19 protein-coding genes and 1 pseudogene are annotated in these 25,378 nt (G+C 73.3%); 9 read left to right on the forward strand and 11 right to left on the reverse strand.

Translation table 11 applies throughout. The features are described 5' to 3' along the window. Window positions 1–203 precede the first annotated feature (203 nt). The 6 genes from AC0VY3_RS25795 (at window position 204) to AC0VY3_RS25820 (ending at window position 9,430) form a co-directional block, all read left to right on the forward strand. On the forward strand, window positions 204–3,191 hold the full coding sequence (locus tag AC0VY3_RS25795) for an SCO5717 family growth-regulating ATPase (protein ID WP_475550704.1): 2,988 nt from the start codon (window positions 204–206) through the stop codon (window positions 3,189–3,191). A gap of 218 nt (window positions 3,192–3,409) precedes the next feature. Further along, the gene (locus tag AC0VY3_RS25800; protein ID WP_103507359.1) at window positions 3,410–5,287 is read left to right on the forward strand and encodes an ABC transporter substrate-binding protein; all 1,878 of its coding nucleotides are present in this window, start codon (window positions 3,410–3,412) and stop codon (window positions 5,285–5,287) included. 3 nt (window positions 5,288–5,290) lie between these two features. Further along, window positions 5,291–6,382 (forward strand): ABC transporter permease, encoded by a 1,092-nt coding sequence (locus tag AC0VY3_RS25805; RefSeq protein ID WP_103507358.1) that lies wholly within the window; start codon window positions 5,291–5,293, stop codon window positions 6,380–6,382. Then, window positions 6,379–7,320, forward strand: coding sequence for an ABC transporter permease (locus AC0VY3_RS25810; protein ID WP_181010714.1), 942 nt, complete (start codon window positions 6,379–6,381; stop codon window positions 7,318–7,320). The genes AC0VY3_RS25805 and AC0VY3_RS25810 overlap by 4 nt, the downstream gene beginning before the upstream one ends. Then, entirely contained in the window at window positions 7,317–8,396 is a 1,080-nt protein-coding gene (locus tag AC0VY3_RS25815) for an ABC transporter ATP-binding protein (RefSeq protein ID WP_103507356.1), read from the forward strand. Before AC0VY3_RS25810 ends, AC0VY3_RS25815 begins: the two co-directional genes overlap by 4 nt. Then, the gene (locus AC0VY3_RS25820; RefSeq protein ID WP_103507355.1) at window positions 8,393–9,430 is read left to right on the forward strand and encodes an oligopeptide/dipeptide ABC transporter ATP-binding protein; all 1,038 of its coding nucleotides are present in this window, start codon (window positions 8,393–8,395) and stop codon (window positions 9,428–9,430) included. Before AC0VY3_RS25815 ends, AC0VY3_RS25820 begins: the two co-directional genes overlap by 4 nt. 12 nt (window positions 9,431–9,442) lie before the next feature. On the opposite strand, the pseudogene AC0VY3_RS25825 reads toward AC0VY3_RS25820, so the two are convergent. The 11 genes and pseudogenes from AC0VY3_RS25825 to rimP all read right to left on the reverse strand — a co-directional run bounded on the left by AC0VY3_RS25825 (window position 9,443) and on the right by rimP (window position 23,133). Beyond that, window positions 9,443–10,002: pseudogene (locus AC0VY3_RS25825) on the reverse strand (dihydrofolate reductase family protein). A gap of 84 nt (window positions 10,003–10,086) precedes the next feature. Beyond that, window positions 10,087–11,199, reverse strand: coding sequence for an XdhC family protein (locus tag AC0VY3_RS25830; RefSeq protein WP_475550705.1), 1,113 nt, complete (start codon window positions 11,197–11,199; stop codon window positions 10,087–10,089). 55 nt (window positions 11,200–11,254) lie between these two features. Continuing rightward, window positions 11,255–12,211, reverse strand: a complete 957-nt coding sequence (locus AC0VY3_RS25835) for a bifunctional riboflavin kinase/FAD synthetase (RefSeq protein WP_242737012.1) — start codon at window positions 12,209–12,211, stop codon at window positions 11,255–11,257. Window positions 12,212–12,254: 43 nt separating this feature from the next. Further along, window positions 12,255–15,800 (reverse strand): trypsin-like peptidase domain-containing protein, encoded by a 3,546-nt coding sequence (locus AC0VY3_RS25840; protein WP_475550706.1) that lies wholly within the window; start codon window positions 15,798–15,800, stop codon window positions 12,255–12,257. A 224-nt stretch (window positions 15,801–16,024) separates the two neighbouring features. Next, entirely contained in the window at window positions 16,025–16,924 is a 900-nt protein-coding gene (truB, locus tag AC0VY3_RS25845) for a tRNA pseudouridine(55) synthase TruB (RefSeq protein ID WP_103507994.1), read from the reverse strand. Continuing rightward, window positions 16,921–17,403 carry a 30S ribosome-binding factor RbfA gene (gene rbfA / locus AC0VY3_RS25850; RefSeq protein WP_103507995.1) on the reverse strand — a complete coding sequence of 161 codons (483 nt, stop codon included), beginning with the start codon at window positions 17,401–17,403 and terminating at the stop codon, window positions 16,921–16,923. Before rbfA ends, truB begins: the two co-directional genes overlap by 4 nt. Before the next feature lie 36 nt (window positions 17,404–17,439). Continuing rightward, window positions 17,440–17,733 (reverse strand): DUF503 domain-containing protein, encoded by a 294-nt coding sequence (locus tag AC0VY3_RS25855; protein WP_030085244.1) that lies wholly within the window; start codon window positions 17,731–17,733, stop codon window positions 17,440–17,442. Between the two features lie 177 nt (window positions 17,734–17,910). Next, entirely contained in the window at window positions 17,911–21,045 is a 3,135-nt protein-coding gene (gene infB / locus AC0VY3_RS25860; protein WP_475550707.1) for a translation initiation factor IF-2, read from the reverse strand. 149 nt (window positions 21,046–21,194) lie between these two features. Beyond that, window positions 21,195–21,473, reverse strand: a complete 279-nt coding sequence (locus AC0VY3_RS25865; protein WP_475550708.1) for a YlxR family protein — start codon at window positions 21,471–21,473, stop codon at window positions 21,195–21,197. Window positions 21,474–21,586: 113 nt separating this feature from the next. Beyond that, window positions 21,587–22,627 (reverse strand): transcription termination factor NusA, encoded by a 1,041-nt coding sequence (gene nusA, locus AC0VY3_RS25870; protein ID WP_030629635.1) that lies wholly within the window; start codon window positions 22,625–22,627, stop codon window positions 21,587–21,589. A gap of 2 nt (window positions 22,628–22,629) precedes the next feature. After that, window positions 22,630–23,133, reverse strand: a complete 504-nt coding sequence (gene rimP, locus AC0VY3_RS25875; protein WP_103507495.1) for a ribosome maturation factor RimP — start codon at window positions 23,131–23,133, stop codon at window positions 22,630–22,632. Window positions 23,134–23,309: 176 nt separating this feature from the next. On the opposite strand from rimP, the gene AC0VY3_RS25880 reads away from it, so the two are divergent. From AC0VY3_RS25880 to AC0VY3_RS25890, 3 genes are read left to right on the forward strand one after another with little or no spacing between them, the layout of a single operon-like run. Continuing rightward, window positions 23,310–23,849 (forward strand): hypothetical protein, encoded by a 540-nt coding sequence (locus AC0VY3_RS25880; protein WP_475550709.1) that lies wholly within the window; start codon window positions 23,310–23,312, stop codon window positions 23,847–23,849. Further along, complete coding sequence (locus AC0VY3_RS25885; protein ID WP_242737000.1) at window positions 23,846–24,370, forward strand: ferritin-like domain-containing protein; 525 nt, start codon at window positions 23,846–23,848, stop codon at window positions 24,368–24,370. The genes AC0VY3_RS25880 and AC0VY3_RS25885 overlap by 4 nt, the downstream gene beginning before the upstream one ends. 31 nt (window positions 24,371–24,401) lie before the next feature. Continuing rightward, window positions 24,402–25,316, forward strand: a complete 915-nt coding sequence (locus AC0VY3_RS25890) for an aminoglycoside phosphotransferase family protein (protein ID WP_475550710.1) — start codon at window positions 24,402–24,404, stop codon at window positions 25,314–25,316. The last annotated feature ends 62 nt before the right edge of the window (window positions 25,317–25,378 follow it).

The raw sequence follows: 25,378 nt of genomic DNA on the forward strand, positions 1-25,378 counted from the left end.
GTGACGTAACGGACAGGTTGAGCGATGCCGAACGGCCTGCCTGAGTTCACCGGATGGCGATTAGGGTGGGTGGGGCGCGGCAGAGGAAACCTGCGAGCAGGTGATGCGCGTCGCAAGGGGGAGAGCCGGGCGGACCGGTACGTCGGGAACGGTCGCCCCCACCCACCACGGCACAAGGGTGCTCGACCACATCAGGAGGCAAAGTGAACGGCGATCGGAACGAGATCCGCGACGGATGGGACCTGCCCGTCGACGAGTCGTCCGACGCGGATCCCGCCGAGATGACGGGTGAGTTCACCATCGACTACACCCCTCCCGCCTGGTACACGCAGAACGCGGCGGGGGACTCCTCGGGCGGAGCGGGCTCGCATCTGGCGCCCCCTCCGCCGCCGGTCGGGACACCCGTGGCCGCGCCCGACCCGTCGGCGGCGCCCGGCGGATTCGACCCCAACTGGGCGCCCGCACCGCCGGCACCGACGCCGGCCGAGCCGGTGGCTCCCGCGGTTCCGGAGGCCCCGGTCTCCCCCGCCGTACCGGAGACGCCGCAGGCACAGACCCCGGCCGTACAGACGCCGCCCCCTCCGGTCACCGACGCGACCGGGAACACCGGTCCGTTCGGCGGCGGCGATGTGGAAAGCGGCGCGACGATGCGGTTCTCGCCCGCCGCGCTCAAGCGGGAGATCGCGGAGCGCGAGGCGGAGGCCGCCGCCCAGGCCGGTGCGGAGGCCGCCGCCCAGGCCGGTGCCGGAGCGAAGGACAAGGAGGACAAGGAGGACGGCAGGGACAGGAACGACGAGAAGGCCGATGCCTCCGTCTCCGAATCCACCCCCGTCTCCCCTGTATCCGCCCCCGCGTCCCCCGTCTCCGTCACGTCCTCGGAGGACGCGTCCCCGTCCGGTAAGCCCTCCGAGCCTTCCGCCTCTCTTCCCGCGCCCGGCGACACCGACTCCTTGGCCGTCTCCCGTACGGACGCGGGCTCCGCGGATTCCGAGGACGGCGACGCGGCCGGGGCGAGCTCCGACGAGGCCCCGGGCCCCGTCGCCGTAACCGACGCCGTCGCGGACGCGGTCCCCCAGGACGCCCCGCCGCAGCACGCGCCGTCGACGCCCGCCGCCGACGCCCCGCAGCCCGCCGCCGCGCCGGTGCCGTGGTCGCCGCCCGCGCAGGGCGGTGCGCTGCCGCCGCTGCCGCCCGCCTTCCGGCCCGCCGCTCCGGCGCCCTCCGCGCCGCAGCCGGCGGCGCAGTGGCCCGGTTCCGCACCGGCGAACGAGGCGCCCGGCGGCTACGGCTTCCCGCAGGCCGCCCAGGCACCCCAGCCGCCGCAGGCACCCCAGCCGCCGCACCAGCTGCAGCCGTACCCCGGCCAGCCCGGTCAGCCCGGCGTACCGCTGCCCCCGCAGGCGCACCCCCAGGCTCCCCAGGGCGCGGGCGGCTACGGCTTCCCGCCGCAGGGCGGCTACGGCTTCCCCCAGCCCGGACAGCCCGGCCCGGCGCCCCAGCAGGGCCAGCCGGGGCAGCCCCTCAACCCGCCCCAGCCCAACGCGCCGTTCCCGGCCCAGGGCACTCCGAACCTCCCCGCGCCCGTCGCCCCGCAGCAGCCGGAGGCGTACGGGCAGCAGCAGCCCCCGGCCCAGGGCCGGCCGCCGCACCAGCAGCAGCCGCCCGTCGACCCGCGTACGGGCGGGGCCTGGCCCACCCCGGTCGCGCACGACCAGCGCGAGCGGTCGGTGCCCGGCGCCCCGCTCGGGTACACCGCGGCCGTCGAGCTCTCCTCCGACCGGCTGGTGCGCGGCAAGCAGAAGGCCAAGAGCAGCCGTAACCCCTCCGCCGCCTCCCGGTTCAAGCTGGGCGGCAAGAAGGAGGAGGCCGAGCGGCTGCGCAAGCTGGAGCTGATCCGTACGCCGGTGCTGTCCTGCTACCGGATCGCCGTCATCAGCCTCAAGGGCGGTGTCGGCAAGACCACCACGACCACCGCCCTCGGTTCGACGCTGGCCACCGAGCGGCAGGACAAGATCCTCGCCATCGACGCCAACCCGGACGCGGGCACGCTCGGCCGACGGGTGCGCCGCGAGACCGGGGCGACCATCCGCGACCTGGTCCAGGCGATCCCGTACCTCAACTCGTACATGGACATCCGGCGGTTCACCTCGCAGGCGCCCTCCGGTCTGGAGATCATCGCCAACGACGTGGACCCGGCGGTCTCCACGACGTTCAACGACGAGGACTACCGGCGCGCGATCGAGGTGCTCGGCAAGCAGTACCCGATCATCCTCACCGACTCCGGCACCGGGCTGCTCTACAGCGCGATGCGCGGGGTGCTGGACCTCGCCGACCAGCTCATCATCATCTCGACGCCCTCGGTCGACGGCGCGTCCAGCGCCTCCACGACGCTGGACTGGCTCTCGGCGCACGGGTACGCGGACCTGGTGCAGCGTTCGCTCACCGTCATCTCGGGCGTCCGCGAGACCGGCAAGATGATCAAGGTGGACGACATCGTCCAGCACTTCGAGACGCGCTGCCGCGGTGTCGTCGTCGTGCCGTTCGACGAGCACCTGGCGGCGGGTGCCGAGGTCGACCTCGACATGATGCGGCCCAAGACTCGTGAGGCGTACTTCCACCTCTCGGCGCTGGTGGCCGAGGACTTCGCGCGGGCCCAGCAGCAGCAGGGGCTGTGGACGGCGGACGGCCAGAACCCGCCGCCGCAGTACGCCCCGCCGCTGCCCGGCCAGCAGGGCTACCCGGGACAGGGCCAGCCGATGCCCGGCCAGCAGATCCCGGGGCAGCCAGGAGCCGGACAGCAGGTTCCCGGACCGCCCGGAGCCGGCCAGCAGATCCCGGGCCAGCCGATGCCCGGTCAGCAGCCGTACGCGCCGCAGCAGCCCCAGGGTGGGCAGCAGCCGTACGGCGGGCAGCCGCCGTACGGGGGATATCAGGCGGCGGGTCAGCCGGGTGCTCCGCAGGCCCCCTACCCTCCGCAGGCGGCGCCGGGCGGACCGCAGAACGGGTGGCAGCAGGCGCCGCCGCCGCAGGCCGGGCCGGGTGCGCCCGGGGCCGGTGTGCCGCAGCAGGGACAGCCGGAACAGCAGGGCGGTCAGGGCAACCCGGCAGGCCAGCCCGATCCGCACGGTCCGGTGCCTCCCGCCGGCTGGCAGCAGACGCCTCCGCAGCCGCCGCCGGCGCCTCGGCAGTAAGCCCGGCGGCAGGCCGCCACCCGGCCAAAGTGGTTTAGACCAATGAGGGCTCGCATCGCTCACGCGGTGCGAGCCCTTCCGCATTCCCGCAGCCCACACGCGGTTTGACACACCGTTGACGAGCCTCGACCACCGCTGATAAACCTTCGCTTCACCAACTGGCGAACCAGAGATCTACCCGCCTTCTCCCAGCGAGTGATGACGCGAGGTCCCCGTCCATGGTCACAAGAGTCCCCACCCGCTCCTCCCGGCCACGCCGACGTCTGCGCCTCCTGCTGGCCTCCGGCGCGGCCGCCCTGGCGCTCGCCGCCGGGTCCGTCGTCCCGGGAAATCCGCTCGCGCCCACGCCCTCCGAGGCCCGCGCCGACGACGGGAAGACGACGCTCACGGTCGCCGTCGCGCAGAGCGTCGACTCGCTCAGCCCGTTCCTCGCGCAGCGGCTGGTCAGCACGAGCATCCACCGGCTGATGTACGACTACCTCACCAACTACGACGCCAAGGACAACAAGGCGATCCCGGGCCTCGCCACCGCGTGGGAGCCCTCCGCCGACAAGCTGACGTGGACGTACACGATCCGCTCGGACTCGAAGTGGTCCGACGGGCAGCAGGCCACCGCCGAGGACGCGGCCTGGACGTTCAACACGATGATGACCGACGAGGGCGCCGCGACCTCCAACGGCAGCTTCGTCGGAAACTTCGAGGAAGTGACCGCGCCCAGCAAGGACAAGCTGGTCATCAAGCTCAAGGAGCCGCAGGCCACGATGGCCGCGCTCGACGTCCCGATCGTCCCGAAACACCTCTGGGACAAGGTCGACGACTTCTCGAAGTTCAACAACGACCAGGAATTCCCCATCGTGGGGAACGGTCCGTTCATCCTGACGGACTACAAGGTCGACAGCTATGTGAAGCTCAAGGCCAACAAGGACTTCTGGCGCGGCTCGCCCAAGTTCGACGAGCTGGTCTTCCGCTACTACAAGGACCAGGACGCGGCGGTGGCCGCCCTGCGCAAGGGTGAGGTCTCCTTCGTCGCGGGCAGCCCCAGCCTGACGCCCGCCCAGTCCGCCTCGCTGGAGAGCGCCCCGGACATCAAGGTGAACGACGCCCCGGGCCGCCGCTTCTTCGCGCTCGCCGTCAACCCCGGAGCCCGGACCAAGGACGGACAGAAGTTCGGCGACGGCCACCCGGCGCTGCTGGACCAGAAGGTGCGGCACGCGCTGTTCATGGCGGTCGACCGCAAGACCATCATCGACAAGGTCTTCCAGGGCCACGCCGTCGAGGGCGAGGGCTACATCCCGCCGCGCTTCGGCGACTACTTCTGGAAGCCGGCGGACGGCCAGAAGCTCGCCTACGACCCGGCGAAGGCGGCCTCCCTCCTCGACGAGGCCGGGTACAAGAAGAACGGCGCGGGCAAGCGCGTCGGCAAGGACGGCAAGCCGCTGGACTTCCGTATCCTCTGCCACGCCACCGACCCCAACGACAAGGCGATCGGCAAGTACCTCCAGGAGTGGTGGGGCGCGCAGGGCATCGGGCTGAAGGTCGACTGCCTCGACAACGTCTCCGACCCCTGGTACGCCGGTGAGTACGACCTCGCCTTCGACGGCTGGTCCGTCAACCCGGACCCCGACTTCGTCCTCTCCATCCACACCTGCGCCGCCCTGCCGTCCAAGGCGAAGGAGTCGGCCGCGACCGACAACTTCATCTGCGACAAGCAGTACGACGAGCTCTACAAGAAGCAACTGGCGGAGTACGACCCCGCCAAGCGGGCGGATCTGGTCAAGCAACTGGAGTCGCGGCTGTACGACACCGGGTACATGAACGTCATGGCGTACCCGAATGCCGTCGAGGCCTACCGCACCGACCACATCGAGTCCATCACCACCATGCCGTCGGCCGCGGGCAACATCTACGGCCAGGACGGCTACTGGAGCTGGTGGTCGGCGGTCCCGGCCGCCGGGGCCTCCTCGTCCGGTTCCTCCGACTCCGGTGGCTCCTCCACCGGGGTGCTCATCGGGGTCGGGATCGCCGTCGTCGTCCTCGCCGGTGGCGGACTGCTGTTCGCCATGCGTCGCCGCTCCACCGCGGAAGACCGTGAATAGTCCATGAGCTCAGAAAGCACTCCCGCGCTGTTGAAAGGCGCGGCAGGCGTGGAGAGCACCGAATCCGGCGGCCCGGCTCCGGCCGGGCCGTCGGCCCGCTCCCCGCGCTCCCGCTCCACCGCCGCCTACGCCCGCTATGCGGCGGGCAAGCTCGCCGGTGCGGCCGTCTCCCTCTTCGCCGTCCTCGTCACCAGCTTCTTCCTCTTCCGGCTGATCCCCGGCGACCCGGTCAAGCAGATGACCGGCGGCCGTCAGGTGTCGACCGAGCAGATCGCGGCGATGCGCCGCGAGTTCGGCCTCGACCTGCCGCTGTGGCAGCAGTTCACGCAGTACTGCGGCAAGGCGCTGACCGGCGACTTCGGTACGTCGTACCAGTTCCGCGCCCCGGTCATCGACAAGGTCGCCGAGGCGCTGCCCGCCACCCTGCTGCTGACCGGCACCGCCTTCGTGATCTACACGCTGCTCGGCATCTGGCTGGGCGCGCGCTCCGCCTGGCGCAACGGCAGCGCCGGGGACCGGGCCAACACGGCGTTCGCGCTGACGCTGTACTCGGTGCCCTCGTTCTGGCTCGGTCTGCTCCTCATCATCACGCTGTCGGTGGGCATCGGCCCGATCCCCGGGCTCTTCCCGACCGGCGGGATGGAGTCCGGGAACACCGAGGGCTTCGACCGGGTGCTGGACATCGCCCACCACCTGGTGCTGCCCGTCGTCACGCTGGTCGCCGTGGAGTACGCGCGGACCCTGCTGGTGATGCGTTCCTCGCTGCTGGACGAGATGGGCAGCGACTATCTGACCACCGCCCGCGCCAAGGGGCTGCGCGACGACCTCGTGCGCCGCAGGCACGCCGTGCCGAACGCGATGCTGCCGACCGTGACGCTGCTCTTCGTGAACCTCGGTACGACGGTGGCCGGCGCGATCCTGGTGGAGACGGTGTTCTCCTGGCCGGGCCTCGGCGGCCTGTTCTACCAGGCGCTGAGCGTGCCCGACCTGCCGTTGGTGCAGGCGTTGTTCTTCGTGTTCGCCGCCGCGGTGATCCTGATGAACACGCTCGCCGATGTGATCTATCCGCTGCTCGATCCCCGGGTGGGCCGATGACGACGTCGATGGAGAAGCCCTCGAAGACCCCCGGGGAGGTCCGTGGACCGGGCCCGCGGGCGCTCACCCGGGCCCGGCGGCGGCAGGCGGTGGCCCGCTTCTGGCGGCAGTACCGCACGCACCGGGCCGGGCTCGTCGGCCTCGCCGTGCTCGCGGTGATCGCCCTGCTCGCGCTGACCGCGCCCCTGCTGGTGGGGGCCGACTCGCAGAGCGTGACCAACGCTCCGGGCGGCCCGATGGAGGAGCCGAGCGCTGAGTTCCCGCTCGGTACCGACCAGTTCGGGCGCAGTCTGCTGGCTCTCATGCTCTGGGGCACCCGGGTCTCACTGACCGTCGGGCTGCTCGCCGCGTTCCTGTCGGTGGCGATCGGCACCCTGGTCGGGATCACCGCGGGCCACTTCAAGGGCTGGTACGCGACCGTCGTCATGCGGGTGACGGACTGGTTCCTGGTCATGCCGACCCTGGTGCTGGCCATCGCGCTGGCCACGGTCCTGTCCCGGTCGGTCTGGACGACGATCCTGGCGATCGGCGTGACGACCTGGCCGACGACCGCCCGGCTGGTCCGGGCCCAGACGCTGTCCGTCGAGTCCCGCCCGTACATCGAACGCTCCCGCGCGCTCGGCGGCGGACACCGCCACATCATGTCGCGGCACGTCCTGCCCAATGTGATGCCGCTGGTGCTGGCCCAGACCACGCTCGTGATCTCCACCGCCATCCTCACCGAGGCGACCCTCGCCTTCCTCGGGCTCAGCGATCCCACGATCGTCTCCTGGGGCGGTCTGCTCCAGGACGCCCGCGAGGCCGGCGCGGTCAGCTCCGGCAACTGGTGGTACCTCGCTCCGCCCGGACTCGCCATCGCCGTCGTCGCCCTCGCCTTCACGCTGTGCGGCCGCGCCATCGAGTCCGTGCTCAACCCCAAACTGGGGGTGTCCCGTTGACCGCCGCCACCACGACCACCACACCGAACCCGGACCCGTCCGGCTCGCCCGGCACGACGAAGCCCACCGGTGATCCGCCGCTCCTGGAGGTGCGGAACCTGACCGTCACCTACGGGAGCGGGGCCGACGCCGTGCCCGCCGTACGGGGCGTCGATCTGCGGGTCGAGGCCGGGCAGAAGCTCGGCATCGCCGGGGAGTCCGGCTGCGGCAAGTCGACGCTGGCCCTCGCGCTGCTGCGGCTGCTGCCGACGACGGCCACGCTGTCCGGCGAGATCCTGCTCGACGGCGAGGACATCCTGACCATGAAGTGGGGCCGGCTGCGGGCGGTCCGCTGGGCGGGGGCGTCGATCGTCTTCCAGGGCGCGATGCACTCGCTGAACGCCGTGCACCGGATCGGCGACCAGATCGCCGAGCCGATCCTGCTGCACGGCAGGGCCACGCCCGCCGCCGCCCGCAAGCGGGCCGGTGAGCTGATGGAGCAGGTCGGGCTGCCCGCCGCCCGCGCCCAGGCCTATCCGCACGAGCTGTCCGGCGGGCAGCGGCAGCGCGTGATGATCGCCATGGCACTGGCCTGCGATCCGCGCCTGATCGTCGCGGACGAGCCGACCACCGCCCTCGATGTGATGATCCAGGCGCAGATCCTGCGGCTGATCGAGCAGCTGGTGGCCGACCAGGACGTCGGGCTGATCATGATCAGCCACGACCTCGCGGTGCTCGCCGACACCTGCGACCGGCTCTCGGTGATGTACGCGGGCCGGGTCGTCGAAGAGGGCCCGGCCCGGCAGGTGTACGCGGACGCCCGCCATCCGTACGGAAAGGCGCTCTCCGCCGCCTTCCCGAGGATCGGCGACCCGTATTCCCGGCACGCCCCGCGCGGGCTGCCGGGCGACCCGCCGGACCCGGCGGCGCTGCCGGGCGGCTGTACGTTCCATCCGCGCTGTCCGGTGGCGCTCGACCCCTGCGCCACCGAGGACCAGGAGCTGCGGGAGGCCGGGGCCGAGCGCAGGGCGGCCTGTGTGCTGGTCGGAGCGGACCGCGCACGGCACGGGGACGAAGAAGCGAGGAGCACCCGATGAGCACCACCCCTCAGGCCGGGCTCTCCCCGGCCGGCACCGCTCCCCTGCTCAGCGCCGAGACGCTGAAGGTCGCCTTCCCCGGCCGGCGCGGGGCCGCCACCGCCCGGGCCGTCGACGGCGTCGACCTCGACATCAGGCCCGGCGAGATCGTCGCGCTGGTCGGCGAGTCCGGCTGCGGCAAGACGACGCTCGCCCGGTCGCTGCTCGGCCTGGTGCCGCCCACCTCGGGGCGGGTCACCTTCGGCGGTGCACCGCTCGACTACACGGGCCGGGCGCTCAAGGCGTACCGCAAGCGCGTGCAGCTGGTCCTCCAGGATCCGAGCGGCTCGCTCAACCCCCGGCACACGGTGTACGACGCGGTGGCCGAGGGGCTGCGCATCCACGGGTACGCGGGCGACGAGCGGGCGGCCGTGTCGGAAGCCCTCTCCCGGGCCGGTCTCCGCCCGCCGGAGCGGTTCTTCCTGCGCTTCCCGCACGAGCTGTCGGGCGGTCAGCGTCAACGCGTGGTGATCGCCGGGGCGTTGGTGCTGGAGCCGGAGCTGATCGTGGCCGACGAGCCGGTGGCCTCGCTGGACGCGTCGGTACGGGGCGAGATCCTGGCGCTGCTGCTGCGGCTCCGCGACGAGCTGGGGCTCTCCGCGCTGGTGGTCACCCACGATCTGGGGCTCGCCTGGAACATCGCGGACCGGGTGGCGGTGATGTATCTGGGCCGGATCGTCGAGACGGGCCCGGTCGAGCAGCTGCTCACGGCCCCTCAGCACCCGTACACCCGAGCCCTGCTGTCGGTGCTCCCGGAGGCGGAGGGCGAACCGGTCGTACTGGCCGGGGAGCCGCCGGACCCCTCGAAGGTGCCCTCCGGCTGCCGGTTCCACGTCCGCTGCCAGGTGCTGGCCTCGGGCGAGGCGGAGCGGGCGGGGGTGGCGGAGGCGTGCCGCACGGTGGATCTGCCGGTACTGAACGGGGGCGGGGACACCCAGGTGGCATGCCACTGGGCGGCGGCGTGCGGTGAGAGCGCCGAGCTGCCGGCGAACTGAGGCCGGTGCTCCTCAGCGGGTCCGGTAGCGGGCGTGGATCAGCCCACTTGCGGCGAAGGCACGCTCCTCGACGAGTTCGAGGTCGAGGCGCACACCGTCGGGGAAGAACCGTTTGCCGCCGCCGACCACGCTCGTGGTGACGAAGAGGTGGTACTCGTCGACCAGGCCGGCCGCGATGGCCTGGGCGGCGAGGTTCGGGCCGTCGACGGTGAGGTCGGCGTCCGCCCCGGCCTTGAGCCGGCGGAGCGCGTCCGGGTCGAAGGTCCGCTCGATCCTGGTCCGCTCGCTGGACACCGAGTCGAGCGTCGTGGAGTACACGACCTTCTCGGCGGCCTGCCAGTCGCGGGCGTACTGCACGATGTGGGGCGGCTGGTCGGGCTCGGTGTGCGCGGTCTCCCAGTAGACCATCGTCTCGTACATCCGCCGGCCGTAGAGGTAGGTGCCGACGGGGCGGAAGAGGTCGTTGACGAAGGTGTCACCTCCGGGTCCTCGGCCCCGGCGCCGAGGCCGCCCTCCGCCGCCTCGGCGTAGCCGTCGAGCGAGGTCATCATGGAGTAGATGAGCTTGGCCATGGGGTCCTCCGGCTGCGCGTGCAGCGGTCTGCGCGTACAGGTCTGCGGATGTTCCGGTGTGATGACCTCCCGACCGGCCGGAACTCATCGGTCCCGGTGGATCGCGCCGGTCAGATCGCCGAGCGGGCGGCCCGTGCCGCCCCAGCGGTGCTGGATGATCTCGGCGGCGATGGAGACGGCCGTCTCCTCCGGCGTACGGGCTCCGAGGTCGAGGCCCACGGGTGAGGCGAGGCGCGCGAGATGCGCCTCGTCCACCCCGGCCGCGCGGAGCCGGGCCAGCCGGTCGTGGTGGGTGCGGCGGCTGCCCATCACGCCGATGTACGCGGCGGGCGTGCGCAGGGCCGCGACGAGCAGGGGCACGTCGAACCTGGGGTCGTGGGTGAGGACGCAGATCACCGTGCGGGCGTCGACCTCGGTGGACTCCAGGTAGGTGTGCGGCCAGGCGCGGACCACCTCGTCGGCGGTGGGGAAGCGTTCCCGGGTGGCGAAGGCGGGGCGGGCGTCGCAGACGGTGACGCGGTAGCCGAGGAACGAGCCGATGCGGGCGGTGGCCGCCGCGTGGTCGATCGCGCCGAAGACGAGCATGCGCGGCGGCGCGGCGTACGTCCGGACGAAGACGGCGACCTCCTGCATCCGGCGCCGGCCGTGCGCTCCGTACCGCTGGATGCCGGTGAGCCCCTGGGCCAGCAGGCCCCGGGCGTCGTCGGTGACGGCGGCGTCGAGCCCTTCATTCCCCAGCGTGCCGGTGGTGGGCCCGGCGTCGGCGGGGCGGACCACCAGGCGGGCGCCGGTCTCCGCCTCGCCGGACAGAACGGTGGCCTCGGCCACCGGCCGGTCGGCGGCGATCAGGTCGAGCAGGTCCGCGAGCTCGGCCCGCTCGCCCTCCGAGGCGTACGCGCGCACCAGGACCTCGATGGTGCCGCCGCAGGTCAGCCCGACACCGAACGCCTCGTCGTCGCTGATCCCGTACGACACCACGCGCGGCCCCGCCCCGGCGAGCACCTCGCGGGCCACCTCGTACAGATCGCCCTCGACGCAGCCGCCGGAGACGCTGCCGAGGACCGTGCCCGCCGCGTCGACGGCCATGACCGCGCCGGGGTCGCGGGGCGCGCTGCCGTGCACTGCGACGACGGTCGCCAGGGCGAAGGGGACGCCGTCGGCGCACCGGGCACGGAGATCGGACAGGATGTCGCGCACCCTGTCAGCATCCGCCGTCCCGGGGCGGGACGCACGGTGGGCGTGGGGCCTGTCGTCAGTGCGCTCGGTCGTACGCGGCGATCAGCTCGCTGGAGCGCTTCACATCGGCGGCCATGGCGACCAGGAGGTCGTCGATCGTGTCGAACTTCAGCATGCCGCGGACGTACGCGAGGAACTCGACGGCCACGTGCAGCCCGTACAGGTCCAGGTCGACCCGGTCGATGGCGTAGGCCTCCACCGTCCGGTCGACGCCGTCGAACTGCGGGTTCGTGCCGACCGAGATCGCGGCGGGCATCGACTCGCCGTTGACCTCCAGCCAGCCGGCGTAGACGCCGTCGGCGGGGATCGCGGTGTGCGGCAGGGTCTCGACGTTGGCCGTCGGGAAGCCCAGCTCCCGGCCGCGCTGCGCGCCGCGCACCACGATGCCCTCGACGCGGTGCGGGCGGCCGAGGATCTCGGCCGCCCCGGCGACATCGCCCTCGGCGATCAGCCGGCGGGTGAGGGTGGAGGAGAACGGCTGCCCGCCGCCCGCCTCGCCGGTGACGTACAGGTCGATGACCTCGACGGTGTAGTCGTAGGTGGTACCCAGCTCGGTCAGCAGCGCGACGTTCCCCGCGGCCTTGTGGCCGAAGCGGAAGTTGGGGCCCTCGATGACGGCCTGGGCGTGCAGCCGGTCGACGAGGACCTTCGCGATGAAGTCGGCGGGCGACAGCTTCGAGAACTCGGTGGTGAACGGCAGGATCAGCAGGGCGTCCACGCCCAGCTCCGCCATCAGCTCCGCGCGGCGGTGGTGCGGGGCCAGCAGCGGCGGGTGGCTGCCGGGGCGGACGACCTCGCTGGGGTGCGGGTCGAAGGTGACGACGACGGACGGAACGCCCAGCTCACGGGCGTGTTCGACGGCCCGGCCGATGATCAGCTGGTGTCCGCGGTGCACGCCGTCGTAGGAGCCGATGGTGACGACGCTGCGCCCCCAGTCCTGGGGGATGTCCTCCAAGCCACGCCAGCGCTGCACTGTGACCGCTCCTCGCCCGAACCTGTGTACGTGTGTATGTCGATTACGCAGGTCTAAGACTGCCATGCTCACGCCCCGCCGCCTGCATCGGCATCGACATCGGCGGACGTGATGTCTCCAACGCCTCGACGGTGCGCCGGGCGCTCGGGCCCACGACCGCCGCCCACTCCTGCGGGGCGTCGGCCAGCCAGCGGGTGACGAGGGCGGCGAATCCGGGCACCTCGCGGGCGAGTTCGACCAGGCCCCGGTCGAAGCGGGCGGCGCCCTCGGGGGTGCGGACCAGCAGCATTCCGGTGCGGTGGACGAGGGCGCGGGTACGGATCTCCGAGCGGCGCCCCGAACCCTCGGCGGCGGCCCGGAGCAGGGCCTCCAGCACATCCGGGTCGCGGCCGGTGACCTGCTCGAATTCCAGCAGCACCTCCAGCAGCTCGGCCCGCAGCGGCCCGGACGCGGGGCTCCCGGCCCCGGCGAGGACCCGGGCGAGCGCGGCCCGCACCGGCGGCGGGGCGGGGCGGTCCCGCAGCAGCCCGGTGACCAGGGGCAGCAGGAGCGCCCGGGCGGCGGGACCGTGCTCCAGGCGGAGGTCGACGTACTCGGCGGCGTGCGTGCCGTCCTCGGGGTGGGCGTCGATGTACTCCCGTACGAGCCCGGCGACGTGCAGCGCGAGCGCGGGCGTGTCGAGGCCGGCCAGCGCCCGCAGCACCGCTCCCCCGCCGTCGCCGGGTCGGGCGAGGCGGGCGCGGAGGGCGGCGAGGACCGGCTCCGGGTGGGCCGGGAACACCTCGGCGAGCAGTTCGACGGAGAGCCGGGAGTCTCCGGCGGCGAACGCGCGCAGGGCCGCCGGGAGGTGGCTCCTCCTGGCCACCGGGTCGCGGACGAGGAGAGTGAGGGCGGCGGCGTGCAGCTCGGCGTCCTCGGCCCGGTCCAGCAGCACGAGGGCGGCGGAGCGCAGCAGGGCCCGGTCGCCCTCGGCGGTGACCCGCTGCTGGAGGAGCCCGGCGTAGCGGGCGGCGGCGGAGCGGCGGGCCGGGCGGTCCTCGTCGCGGGCCCAGCGCTCGACGGCCCGGCAGAGCACGGTCGGCTCGTCCTCCGCGAGGGCCAGCAGCAGTTCCCCGGCCCGCTGGTGCGGGGTGGCGATCAGCGCGTCGGTCAGATCGTCGAGGGCGAGGTCGCGGCGGGCGTAGAGCAGGGCCTGCGCGGCGGTGGCGACGGTGGGGCGCAGGGGGACGCCCGGCGCGTCGGGGCCCACGAGCAGCGGGCGTTCGTCGGTGAACCAGCGGCACAGCAGCGGCTGCACGGTCGGCGCGTCCAGGGCGAGGCGGCGGGCGACCGCGTCCAGATAGCGTTCGTCGCCGTCGGTGCGGGGCAGCCCGTCGGCGGGCACCAGACGGCGGAGCAGGTCGATCCGGTCCTCCTCGGGCAGTCGCAGCCGCCGCCAGAACCAGGGCCCGAACTCCCCGTACGCCCCGAGGTCGCCGGGTCCGTCGGGGGCGGCGGAGCGGCGGGTGATGCGCCCGGCGAGGACCCGCAGGACGCCGAGGTACGGGCGGGCGTCGGGCACCCGCAGCAGGCTGCCGTTCAGCAGGTGGGCCGCCCACCAGGCGGCGTCCTCGTCGCGCGGGCCCTCGTCGGTCCACAGCCGGTCCAGCGCCTCGATCAGGTCGGCCATCCGGTGCGCGAGCGCGGCGGTGCCCTGGCGGCGGCCGAGGAGCACCATCGCCTGGATCACCGGCCCGATGCGGTGCCGGGGCACGGGCAGGCTGCGGGGCTCGCCGCCGCGGTGCGGGTGCGGGACGGGGCCCGTACTCCCCCGGTGCCAGCGGTGCACCAGGGAGCGCAGGGCGGCGTCCAGGTCGAGGTGGGCGCCCTGCACCCAGTCGCCGAGCTCCTCGTGGGCGAAGCGGTAGCCCGCTCCGGCGGGGACGAGGACGCCCTCGGTGAGCACGGCGGAGGCCCAGCCGGTGCGCCAGGGGAAGATCTCCTCGAACGCCGCCCGGTCCAGCTCGCCCTGGCCGGGTCCCAGACAGCGGCGGGCCGCCTCGTGGACCTGGCCCGCGACCCGGGCGGCCAGCCGGCGCACGGCCGCGCCGCGTGGCTGTTCGTCGGCGGCGGCCGCGATCCGGACGGCGGCGCGCACGCACAGCAGGTCGAGGTGGGCGCCGAAGACGTCCTCGGTGTCGGGGCGGCCCGGCACCCCGGGCGGCAGGGCGGCGCGGACCTCGGCGAGGAGCCGCAGGGTCAGCGGGTGCCGGTCGTGGCCGGGGGCGAGGGCGGTGGGCGGGATGCCGTACGCCTCCTTGGCCCGCTCGGCCTGCTCGGGGGTGAGGTCGCCCAGGCGCAGGGCGGGCGGCAGCCGGCGGGCGGGGTGCCGCGGGCGGTGCAGGGCGTCCGGGGGCCAGAGGCCGCCCGCGGTCTCCCAGTGCTCGGGGCGGCAGGCGACGACGAGCCGGACGCCGTGCTCGCGCAGCCAGCGCGCGGTGCCGGCCGTCCAGTCGGCGAGCCGGTGGGCCAGCAGCGGCGGCATCTCCTCGGGCCCGTCGAGGACCACCAGGAGCGGGTGCCCGGCCTCGGCGGCGAGCCGGGCGACGCGCTCCGGGGTGGCGGTGCCCATGTCGCCCCGGGCGCCCGCGGCGGAGACGATCCGGGCGGAGCGGATGAGCGTACGGCTCGCGGCGTCGGCGACGGAGGTGTCGTCGGCCAGCAGGTCCGCGCCGCGCAGCCAGAGGGTGGGCGCGGGCGCGCCGCCGTCGGCGCGGCGGGCGGCGAGGGCGGCCAGCTCGGTGGTGCGGCCGGTGCCGGGCGCTCCGACGAGGCCGAGGACCGGCCCCGTACCGGCGGCGAAGGCGGCGAGCTCGGCGTGGACCTCGTCGCGCTCGACCGGTGCGGTACGGGCCCCCGGACCGTCCGCCGAGCCGACGGAGGTGGCGGTGAGCTGGAGCGCCCCGGCGAGGTTCAGGTCGGGGCCGTAGGCGGGGGCGGCGGTGGCGTTGCGGCGCAGCAGGGCGTCCAGGGTGTCGTCCACGCCCCGGACGATCGGCAGGGCGAGGCCGGCCGCCTCGTGCGGGGCGGTGAGGGCGGTGCAGAGGATGCCGAGGACCGCGCCGGTGGCCGGGTCGGTGACCGGTCCGCCGATGGCCGCCCCGCCCGAGCGCAGGGCGTCGCGCCCGTCGGTGCCGAGGGCCAGCTCCAGGGCGGCGGGGACCGGGTGGGCGGTGCCGTCCGGTGCGGTGCAGACGGCGGGGATGGTGCCGAGCACCCGGGCCTCGCGCCGTCCGTGGGCGGCGATGTCCACGTAGCCGCCCGGCTCGGCGCGGTCGCGTCCGGCGATGGGCAGCGGTTCGGCGTCGAGGGTGTCGGGGCCGCCGGTGCGCAGGAGGGCCAGGCCCAGGGCGGGCAGCGCGGTGATGTCGTCGGGGGCGACGGAGCAGGTGCGGCCGTCGGTGCCGTGGAGGAGGAGCGGGCCCGGGGAGGTGACGGCCTGATGGGCGGTGACGACCGTGCCGCGGTCGTCCGCGACGAATCCCGTCCCTCGCGGCCGGCCGGCCTGATCACAGATTCTTACCAGCTTCGACCGGTCCCCACTGCCCATGGTCCGACGGTAGGCCGCCGGTGATCTCCCGGAGCGCACGGACGCGGAAAGCGCCCCCCACGCCCCCGGTATTCACTCCGAGCGCCCGTCCGTTGGGGTGAATAGGCGTGTCCCCCGAGGAGCAGGGATGGTGCCGGGGAGGGGAAACGTGGAGCGGGCGCCGGTTGGGGGGTGGTGCCCGCTCCACAACGATCGGTCGGCGCGTCCGCCGGACACGCCCCGGGTCAGGCGAAGACGGCGAGGCTCTTGGCCTTGCCCTTCTCCTCCTCGACGAGCACGAGGAACGTGCCGTCGGGCCCGAAGACCGCGACCGGCCCCTGCGGATGCGCGGGCATGTCCAGCCGTACGCCGTTGAGGAGCAGCTTGGCGCGCTTCTCGTCCACGTCCCAGCGGGGGAACGCGGAGGCGGCCGCATCGGCGACCGGCATCACGGTCAGCGCCTCCTGGTGCTGATCGAGCGTCCGGGCCGCGTCCAGTCCGTACGGGCCGACCCGGGTGCGGCGCAGCGCGGTCAGATGGCCGCCGACGCCGAGGCCGGCGCCGAGGTCGCGGGCCAGCGCCCGGATGTACGTCCCGGAGGAGCAGACGACGGAGACGACCAGGTCGAGAACGGGGGTGCCGTCCTCGGCGACGGCCTCGCGGACGTCGTAGACCCGGAAGGAGGAGACGGTCACCGGGCGGGCCGGGATCTCGAACTCCTCGCCGCCGCGCACCCGCGCGTAGGACCGCTTGCCGTCGATCTTGATGGCGCTGACCTTGGACGGCACCTGCATGATCGCACCGGTCAGGGCGGCCACGCCCGCGTCGATGCCTTCACGCGTCACACCGGAGGCGTCGGTGGACGAGGTGATCTCGCCCTCGGCGTCGTCGGTGACGGTGTCCTGGCCGAGCCGGATCGTGCCGAGATACTCCTTCTCGGTCAGCGCGAGGTGGCCGAGCAGCTTGGTGGCCCGCTGGACGCCGAGCACGAGCACTCCGGTCGCCATCGGGTCCAGGGTGCCGGCGTGGCCGACGCGCCTGGTGCGGGCGATGCCGCGCATCTTGGCGACGACGTCGTGCGAAGTGAAGCCGGACGGCTTGTCGACGATGACAAGGCCGTCCGGCGTGGTGGTCTGCTCGGTCATGCGGAGGCGGGGCCCTCGTTCTTGTCGGTCGAGCCGGGGGTGTCCGCCTCGTCGTCCTCGTCCTCGGGCTTGCGGTACGGGTCGGCGTCGCCGGCGTAGCTCGCGCCCGTGGACACCTGGCGCACCTCCGCGTCCTTGGCCCGCGCCTTGTCGAGGAGGTCCTCGATGGTGCGGGCGTTGTCCGGGAGGGCGTCCGGGACGAAGGCCAGGCTCGGCGTGAACCGGACCCCGGTCTGCCGTCCGACCTCGGTACGGAGGACGCCCTTGGCGCTCTCCAGCGCGGCGGCGGAGGCCGCGCGCTCCTCGTCGTCGCCGTAGACCGTGTAGAAGACCGTGGCCTCCCGCAGGTCGCCGGTGACCCGGGCGTCCGTGATCGTCACGAAGCCCAGCCGCGGATCCTTGATTCGCCGGTCCAGGGTCTCCGCGACCACGACCTGGATGCGATCGGCCAGCTTGCGGGCCCGCGCGTTGTCGGTCACCGGTCCGTCACTCTTCCTTCTGATTTCGCTCGACTGTCAGTCTTCGTCACTGTGCAGCCGCCGTCTCACCGACAGCAGCTCCACCTCCGGGCGTCCCGCGACCAGCCGCTCGCAGCGGTCCAGTACGTCCGTGAGGTGTCCGGTGTCCCCGGAGACCACGGCAAGGCCGATCTCGGCCCTGCGGTGGAGATTCTGTCCGCCGGTCTCGGCCACGCTCACCGCGTACTTGCGCTGGAGCTCGGCCACGATCGGGCGGACGACGGAACGCTTCTCCTTCAACGACCGTACGTCGCCGAGGAGCAGATCGAAGGACAGGGTCCCCACATACATGCGTGTCCGGATGTCCCGCCGGTTCGGGTTCGCGCCCCGCCAGAGCTTGCCGGGGACACCAGAACCGTACCGGAACGGCCGGAGCCGATCGACGGAAATACGCCCCGTCGACCGGCTCCGACCGTGTTGGCCGGGTTCCGGGGGCGAACCCCCGGGACCCGGCCCAATCCTTGCGGATCAGCCTCGCGGCTTCTCGCGCATCTCGTACGTCGCGATGACGTCGTCGATCTTGATGTCGTTGAAGTTTCCGAGGTTGATACCGCCCTCGAAGCCTTCGCGGATCTCGGTGACGTCGTCCTTGAAGCGGCGCAGACCGGAGATGTTGAGGCTCTCCGCGATGACCTTGCCATCGCGCAGCAGGCGCGCCTTGGTGTTGCGCTTGACCTCGCCGGAGCGGACCAGCACACCGGCGATGTTGCCCAGCTTGGACGAGCGGAAGATCTCGCGGATCTCCGCCGTGCCGAGCTCGACCTCTTCGTACTCCGGCTTGAGCAGGCCCTTGAGGGCCGCTTCGATCTCTTCGATCGCCTGGTAGATGACCGAGTAGTACCGGACGTCCACGCCTTCGCGCTCGGCCATCTGCTCGGCACGCCCTGCGGCGCGCACGTTGAAGCCGATCACGATGGCGTCGGAACCCGTCGCCAGGTTGATGTCCGACTCGGTGACCGCACCCACACCACGGTGCAGGATCCGGATGTCGACCTCTTCACCGACGTCGAGCTGGAGCAGCGAGGACTCGAGAGCCTCCACCGAACCGGACGCGTCGCCCTTGATGATGAGGTTGAGCTCCTGGACCAGACCGGCCTTGAGCGCCTCGTCCAGGTTCTCCAGGGAGAACCGGACGCCCTTGCGGGCGAAGTTGGCGTTGCGCTCACGGGCGGCACGCTTCTCGGCGATCTGACGGGCCGTACGGTCCTCGTCGACGACCAGGAGATTGTCGCCGGCGCCCGGGACGTTGGTGAGACCGAGCACCAGGACGGGGGTCGAGGGACCCGCTTCCTGGACGTTCTGACCGCTGTCGTCGAGCATCGCCCGGACACGGCCGTACGCGTCGCCCACGACCACCGTGTCACCGATGCGCAGCGTTCCGCGCTGGACCAGGACGGTCGAGACGGCACCGCGACCGCGGTCGAGGTGGGACTCGATCGCAATACCCTGCGCGTCCTGCTCCGGGTTGGCCCGCAGGTCGAGCGAGGCGTCGGCGGTGAGGACGACGGCCTCCAGAAGAGCCTCGATGTTGAGGCCCTGCTTGGCGGAGATGTCGACGAACATCGTGTCGCCGCCGTACTCCTCGGCCACCAGACCGAACTCGGTGAGCTGACCGCGCACCTTGGTCGGGTCGGCGCCCTCGACGTCGATCTTGTTGACCGCGACCACGATCGGCACCTCGGCCGCCTTGGCGTGGTTCAGCGCCTCGATCGTCTGGGGCATCACACCGTCGTTGGCCGCCACCACGAGGATCGCGATGTCGGTCGACTTCGCACCACGGGCACGCATGGCGGTGAACGCCTCGTGACCCGGGGTGTCGATGAAGGTGATCTTGCGGTCCTCGCCGTTGACCTCGGAGGAGACCTGGTAGGCACCGATGTGCTGGGTGATGCCGCCGGCCTCGCCCGCAACGACGTTCGTCTTGCGGATCGCGTCCAGCAGTCGGGTCTTACCGTGGTCGACGTGACCCATGACGGTCACGACCGGCGGACGCGAGACCAGAGCCTCTTCGCCGCCCTCGTCCTCGCCGAACTCGATGTCGAAGGACTCGAGCAGCTCGCGGTCCTCCTCCTCGGGGCTGACGATCTCCAGGACGTAGTTCATCTCCTCGGCGAGAAGCCGGAGCGTCTCGTCGGAAACGGACTGCGTGGCGGTGACCATCTCGCCGAGGTTCATCATCACGGCGACGAGCGACGCCGGGTTGGCGTTGATCTTCTCCGCGAAGTCGGTGAGCGAGGCGCCGCGCGACAGCCGGACGGCCTGTCCGTTGCCGCGAGGCAGCATGACGCCGCCGACCGACGGGGCCTGCATGGCCTCGTACTCCTGGCGCCTCTGCCGCTTCGACTTACGGCCACGACGCGCCGGACCGCCGGGACGGCCGAACGCACCCTGCGTGCCACCACGGCCACCGGGGCCGCCGGGACGGCCACCGAAGCCGGGACGACCGCCGAAGCCGCCGCCGCCACCGGGACGACCGGCACCGCCGCCGCCACCGGGACCGGCCGGACGACCGGCGAAGCCGCCGCCGCCACCGCCACCGGGACGACCGGCGAAGCCGCCGCCACCGGGACGACCGCCACCACCGGCACCGCCGGGACGACCGCCACCGCCGGGACCACGGCCACCGCCGGGGCCACCACCGGGACGCGGGCCCGCGGCGGGACGCTGCGGCATCATGCCCGGGTTCGGGCGGTTACCGGCGGGACCGCCGCCGGGACGCGGAGCCTGCGGGCGGGGCATGCCGCCCGGAGTGGGACGGGCACCGCCCTGACCCTGACCACCCTGCGGACGCGGGGCGCCGCCGGGGCCGCTGCCCTGGGGGCGCGGGGCGCCGGGGCGCTCCGAGCCGCCACCGGGGCGCGGGGCACCGCCGGGACGGGGCGCCGAGGGGCGCGCCATGCCGGTGGAACCGCCGGAGGTGAAGGGGTTGTTGCCCGGACGGGGACCGGCCGGACGGGCGCCGCCGGGGCGCGGTGCGCCCTGGCCCGCGGGACGTGCGGGGCGGTCGCCGCCACGCTCGCCGCCACGGCCGCCGTCACGCTGGCCGCCGTCGCGCTGACCGCCGTCACGCTGGCCGCCGGCCGGAGCCGGACGGGCGGGGGCGGGACGGGGACCCGGGGTGGCACCCGCGGGACGCGGGGCCTGGGGCTGCTGGGGGGCAGCCGGCTGGGCCGGAGCCGGAGCCGAGAACTCGGCGGCCGGGACCGGGGTCACCGGGGCCGCCTTCGGCGCGGGCTTCGGGCCCGGACGGGGGCCCGCCGACGGCGCGGAGGGCGCCGCCGGGGTGCTGCTCGGGGCCTCGGCGGCGGCCGGCTTGGGAGCCGGTGCGCCGGGCTTGGGGGCAGCGGGACGTGCCGCAGCGGCCGGGGAGGGCGCTGCGGGCTTCGCGGGCGCCGCCTTGCGGGGCGCACCAGGCTTGGCAGCGGACTTGCCGGCGTTGCCGCCGGGCCCCTGCAGTGCGTCGGTCAACTTACGTACAACCGGCGCCTCGATCGTCGAGGACGCCGAACGGACGAATTCACCGAGTTCTTGGAGCTTGGCCATGACGACCTTGCTCTCGACGCCGAACTCCTTGGCGAGTTCGTATACCCGGACCTTAGCCACTTCGCTCCTTTTAGGTCCGGGTTACCGCCGGACCGTCGCTACTTCATGGGCGTACTCATCGCGTACTCATCGAGTGCTCATCGCAATCTCGACCTACTTCCAACTCGCGAGGTACCTGACCGCACGGGGTCCCGTGCCGTTCACTTTTCTTACGGTGTCACCCGCTCGACGAACCGCGTGAGTGCCGCGGTGTCGAACGGCCCCTTGGCCTTGAAGGCCCGGGGGAACGCCCGGCGGCGAACCGCCAGGTCGAGACAGACAGAGACAGGGTGCACGTAAGCACCCCGGCCGGGCAGCGTACCGCGTGGATCAGGGGCGCAGGCGCCCTCGTCCACCACGATGCGCAGCAGCTCGCTCTGGGCCGCTCGCTCCCGGCATCCCACACAGGTTCGCTCGGGGCAAGCGCGGGCTTGCGTCCGGCCAGACACGTTTAAGTCTACCTCCCCGTACCGACGTCACCCCTTGGGGGCAAAAATCGAACGGATGTTGTCGTGATCTCAGCGACGTACGGCCAAGATCTATTCCCTGGACCCGCTCCGGGTCAACGCCTTTCCGAGCGCTCGCGGGCCCGCTCGGCCCGCTCGCGGTCGGCGTTCTCGCGCTCCTCGTCCGTCTCGGTGTCGGGACGGATGTCGATGCGCCAGCCGGTGAGGCGGGCGGCGAGCCGGGCGTTCTGGCCCTCCTTGCCGATCGCCAGCGACAGCTGGTAGTCCGGCACGGTGACCCGGGCGGAACGGGCGCCGAGGTCGACGACCTCGACCTCGCTCACCCGGGCGGGCGACAGGGCGTTGGCGACCATCTCGGCCGGGTCGTCGGACCAGTCCACGATGTCGATCTTCTCGCCGTGCAGCTCGGCCATGACGTTGCGCACCCGGCTCCCCATCGGGCCGATGCAGGCGCCCTTGGGGTTCAGGCCGGCGCGGGTGGAGCGTACGGCGATCTTGGTGCGGTGGCCGGCCTCGCGGGCGATGGCCTCGATGACCACCGAGCCGTCCGCGATCTCCGGGACCTCCAGCGCGAAGAGCTTCTTCACCAGGTTGGGGTGGGTGCGCGACAGCGTCACCGACGGACCGCGCACGCCCTTGGCGACCCGTACGACATACGTACGAAGGCGCAGACCATGGGTGTACTCCTCGCCCGGGACCTGCTCCTGGACGGGCAGCATGGCTTCCATCTTGCCGATGTCGACCAGGACGTTCTTGGGGTCCTTGCCCTGCTGGACGACGCCCGTGACGACATCGCCCTCGTGCCCCGCGTACTCCCCGAAGGTGCGGTCGTCCTCGGCATCGCGCAGCCGCTGCAGGATGACCTGCTTGGCGGTGGTCGCGGCGATCCGGCCGAATCCGGACGGGGTGTCGTCGAACTCCTTGGGCTCCTGGCCCTCTTCGAGGTCGGCCGGGTCCTCCTTGGCCCACACGGTGACGTGGCCGTTCTCGTCGAGCTTCACGCGCGCCCGGCGGTGGCTGCCGTCGGTGCGGTGGTACGCGATGAGGAGGGCCGACTCGATCGCCCCGACGAGCACGTCGAAGGGGATCTCCTTGTCCTGCGCCAAGCCCTTCAGAAGCTTCACATCGATGTCCACGGCTACGCCTCCTCTTCCTTCTTGTCCTTGCGGTTGAATTCGATCTCCACGCGCGCCTTGGCGATCTCGTCGAAAGCCAGGCGGCGGGCGGTGGGCTTGCGGCCCTTGACGCCGGGCACTTCGAGGTCGAGCCCGTCCTCGTCGACGGCGAGGATGCGGGCGACCAGCTCACCGGATCCGTCGCCGGCCAGGTGGAACCTGGCCAGCCGGCCGATGGCGCGTACGTAGTGGCGGTGCTCGGTCAGCGGGCGGTCCGCGCCGGGGGAGCTGACTTCGAGGACGTACTCGTCGTCGCCCATCGCGTCGGTCTCGTCCAGCTTCGCGGAGATCGCGCGGCTCAGCTCCGCGCAGGCGTCCAGCTCCACGCCCTCCTCGGAGTCCACGATGATCCGCAGCACTCCTCGGCGGCCGGCCCGGGACACCTCGATCTCCTCGAGGTCCAGCTGCTGCGCGCTGACGAGCGGTTCCAGCAGCCCGCGCAGCCTCTCGCTCTGGGTGGTGCTCATCCGGGTGACTCCTCGGCCGCGTGTGCTGTTGTGGGGATCGTCGTGCGTCAGGTCAAAGGGTATCCGGTCGCCAGGGGTGTTGCCGTCCGCCTGCCGCTCGGCCGCGGGTACGCTCGCCTGCGGTGATCACATGAGGACAGATCCTGTCAGGACCGGTCCAGGCCCGAAGGAGAAACGTGCGGCGCACGGGGACGACGCGCAGGGGGGCGCTCACCGCGACGGGAGCCCTCGCCCTGGGTGCGGTGCTGACCGGCTGCGGGGGCGGCGACGGGGCGAAGGAGAGCGGGAGACCGGCGCACTCCGGCGCACGGGCGACCGCCGCGAAGGCCGAGAGGACGCTCCGCGAGAAGGCGGTGCGCGACGGCGCCCTCCTGCTCGCCCAGTACGACCTGGTGGCCGGGGCCCATCCGGCGACCGCCGCGGGCCTGGCGCCCCTGCGGGCGGCCGTGCGGGAGCACGAGAAGGCGCTGGCGCCGCCGCGCGAGAAGAGCCGCCCGAAGACCGACGCTGCTCCCGCGGCACCCGGGCCGGTGTCCACCGAGCCGAAGGCGGCGGTGAAGGAGCTGGCGGCCGCCGAACGCCGCCGGGCGGACGCGTACACCGAGGCCCTGCTGACCGCGGAGCCGGAGCTGGCCCGGCTGCTGGCCTCGGTGGCGGCCGCCGCCGCGGCGCACGCGTATCTGCTGACCGAACTGGCCGAGGAGACAGCCGCATGAGCACCCGTTCCGTACGGCGATCCGATGACGACGCCGACTCCGACTCCCCCGAGCTGACCGCCGTCCAGGCTGCCCTGGCCGCCGAGCACGCCGCGGTGTACGGCTACGGGGCGCTGGGCGGCCGGCTCGACGGGAAGCGGGGCGCCGAGGCCCGTGCCGCGTACGACGGGCACCGGGCCCGACGGGACGCGCTGACACGCACCGCCCGGGACCTGGGCGGGCGGCCGGTGGCCTCGGACGCCGCGTACGCTCTGCCGTTCGCCGTCGCGGACGCGCCGTCGGCGGAGCGGCTGGCCGCGGTGCTGGAGGACCGGATCGCGGGCGCGTACGCCGATCTCGTACGCGCCACCGAGGGCGCCCGGCGCAAGGACGCCGCGGGCGCGCTGCGGGAGGCCGCGGTGCGGTCGGCCCGCTGGCGGGGCGGCAACGTAGCCTTTCCGGGGCTCGCGGAGCGGGCCGCCGGTGCGGATCCGGCCGCGACGGGCCCGGTGGAGGCCGCCGGCGCGGACGGCGCGCGCTGAGACGAAGGACCGGAAAGGGAACACACGACGTATGGGTTTCGAACCGCCGCCGCGCCTGGTGCGCGCGCTCGGTGAGATGTACGGGGACGGTGCGGCGGCCGACTGGCTGGCCGGGCTCCCCGCGCTGACCGAACAGGCGCTCACCGCCGGGGACGACCTCACCGCGGAGCGGGTGGCCGCCCCCGGCGGGCGCAGTTCCCTGGTGGTTCTGGTGCGGCGGGCCGACGGGACCCCGGCCGCGCTGAAGATCGCCCCGCCGGTCGCCGGTCCTGAGCTGGAGCGGGCCGCGCTGGAGCACTGGAACGGCTGGGGCGCGGTGCAGCCGCTGCCCGCCCCGGAGCTCGGCGCGTCCGGCGCGCTGCTGCTGGAGCGGCTGCACCACGAGGTGTCGCTGCGCTCGCTGCCGGAGGCGAAGGCCCTGCTGGAGGCGGCGGGTACGCTGCGCCGGCTGTGGGTGGAGCCGCCCGCCGGGCATGCCTTCGAGAGCGTGGCCGGGCGGACCGGGCGGCAGTGCGCCGGGATGCGGGCGGCGGCCGAGGCCGATGCGGAGCTGGCCCCGCTGGTGGACGCGGCACTCGCGGCGCGGGCGGAGCTGGTCGAGGGCTCGCCCGAACTGCTGTTGCTGCACGGCAACTTCCGGCAGAGCAAGGTGCTGTCCGGGGAGCGGGCGCCGTGGCTGACGGTGGGTCCGGAGCCGTTGGTGGGCGAGCGCGCCTACGACCTGGCGCGGCTGGTGCGGGACCGGGTGGAGGATCTGATCGCCTCCCCGGGCGGACCGGCGACGGCCCGGCGGCGGGTCAAGAAGCTGGCGGAGTCGCTGGAGGTGGAGCAGACGCGGCTGCACGGCTGGACGCTGTTCCGGGCGGTGGAGTCGGGCACCCGCGCGCTGGCCGAGGGGCGGCGGCAGATGGGCGAGGTCAATCTGGAGTTCGCGGGCTGGCTGTAGCGGTCCGGCGTACGTACGAGGAGGGCCCCCGCGCTGCGTTGCGCGGGGGCCCTCCTCGTATA

This window comes from Streptomyces sp. iso_384 (genome assembly GCF_056172905.1).

Coding starts and splice junctions, on each gene's coding strand:
- AC0VY3_RS25810 (WP_181010714.1), top strand. CDS start 6,379: ATGACGACGTCGATGGAGAAGCCCTCGAAGACCCCCGGGGAGGTCCGT.
- AC0VY3_RS25805 (WP_103507358.1), top strand. CDS start 5,291: ATGAGCTCAGAAAGCACTCCCGCGCTGTTGAAAGGCGCGGCAGGCGTG.
- AC0VY3_RS25820 (WP_103507355.1), top strand. CDS start 8,393: ATGAGCACCACCCCTCAGGCCGGGCTCTCCCCGGCCGGCACCGCTCCC.
- rimP (WP_103507495.1), bottom strand. CDS start 23,133: ATGAGCACCACCCAGAGCGAGAGGCTGCGCGGGCTGCTGGAACCGCTC.
- AC0VY3_RS25800 (WP_103507359.1), top strand. CDS start 3,410: ATGGTCACAAGAGTCCCCACCCGCTCCTCCCGGCCACGCCGACGTCTG.
- AC0VY3_RS25840 (WP_475550706.1), bottom strand. CDS start 15,800: ATGGGCAGTGGGGACCGGTCGAAGCTGGTAAGAATCTGTGATCAGGCC.
- AC0VY3_RS25855 (WP_030085244.1), bottom strand. CDS start 17,733: ATGTATGTGGGGACCCTGTCCTTCGATCTGCTCCTCGGCGACGTACGG.
- truB (WP_103507994.1), bottom strand. CDS start 16,924: ATGACCGAGCAGACCACCACGCCGGACGGCCTTGTCATCGTCGACAAG.
- AC0VY3_RS25885 (WP_242737000.1), top strand. CDS start 23,846: ATGAGCACCCGTTCCGTACGGCGATCCGATGACGACGCCGACTCCGAC.
- AC0VY3_RS25890 (WP_475550710.1), top strand. CDS start 24,402: ATGGGTTTCGAACCGCCGCCGCGCCTGGTGCGCGCGCTCGGTGAGATG.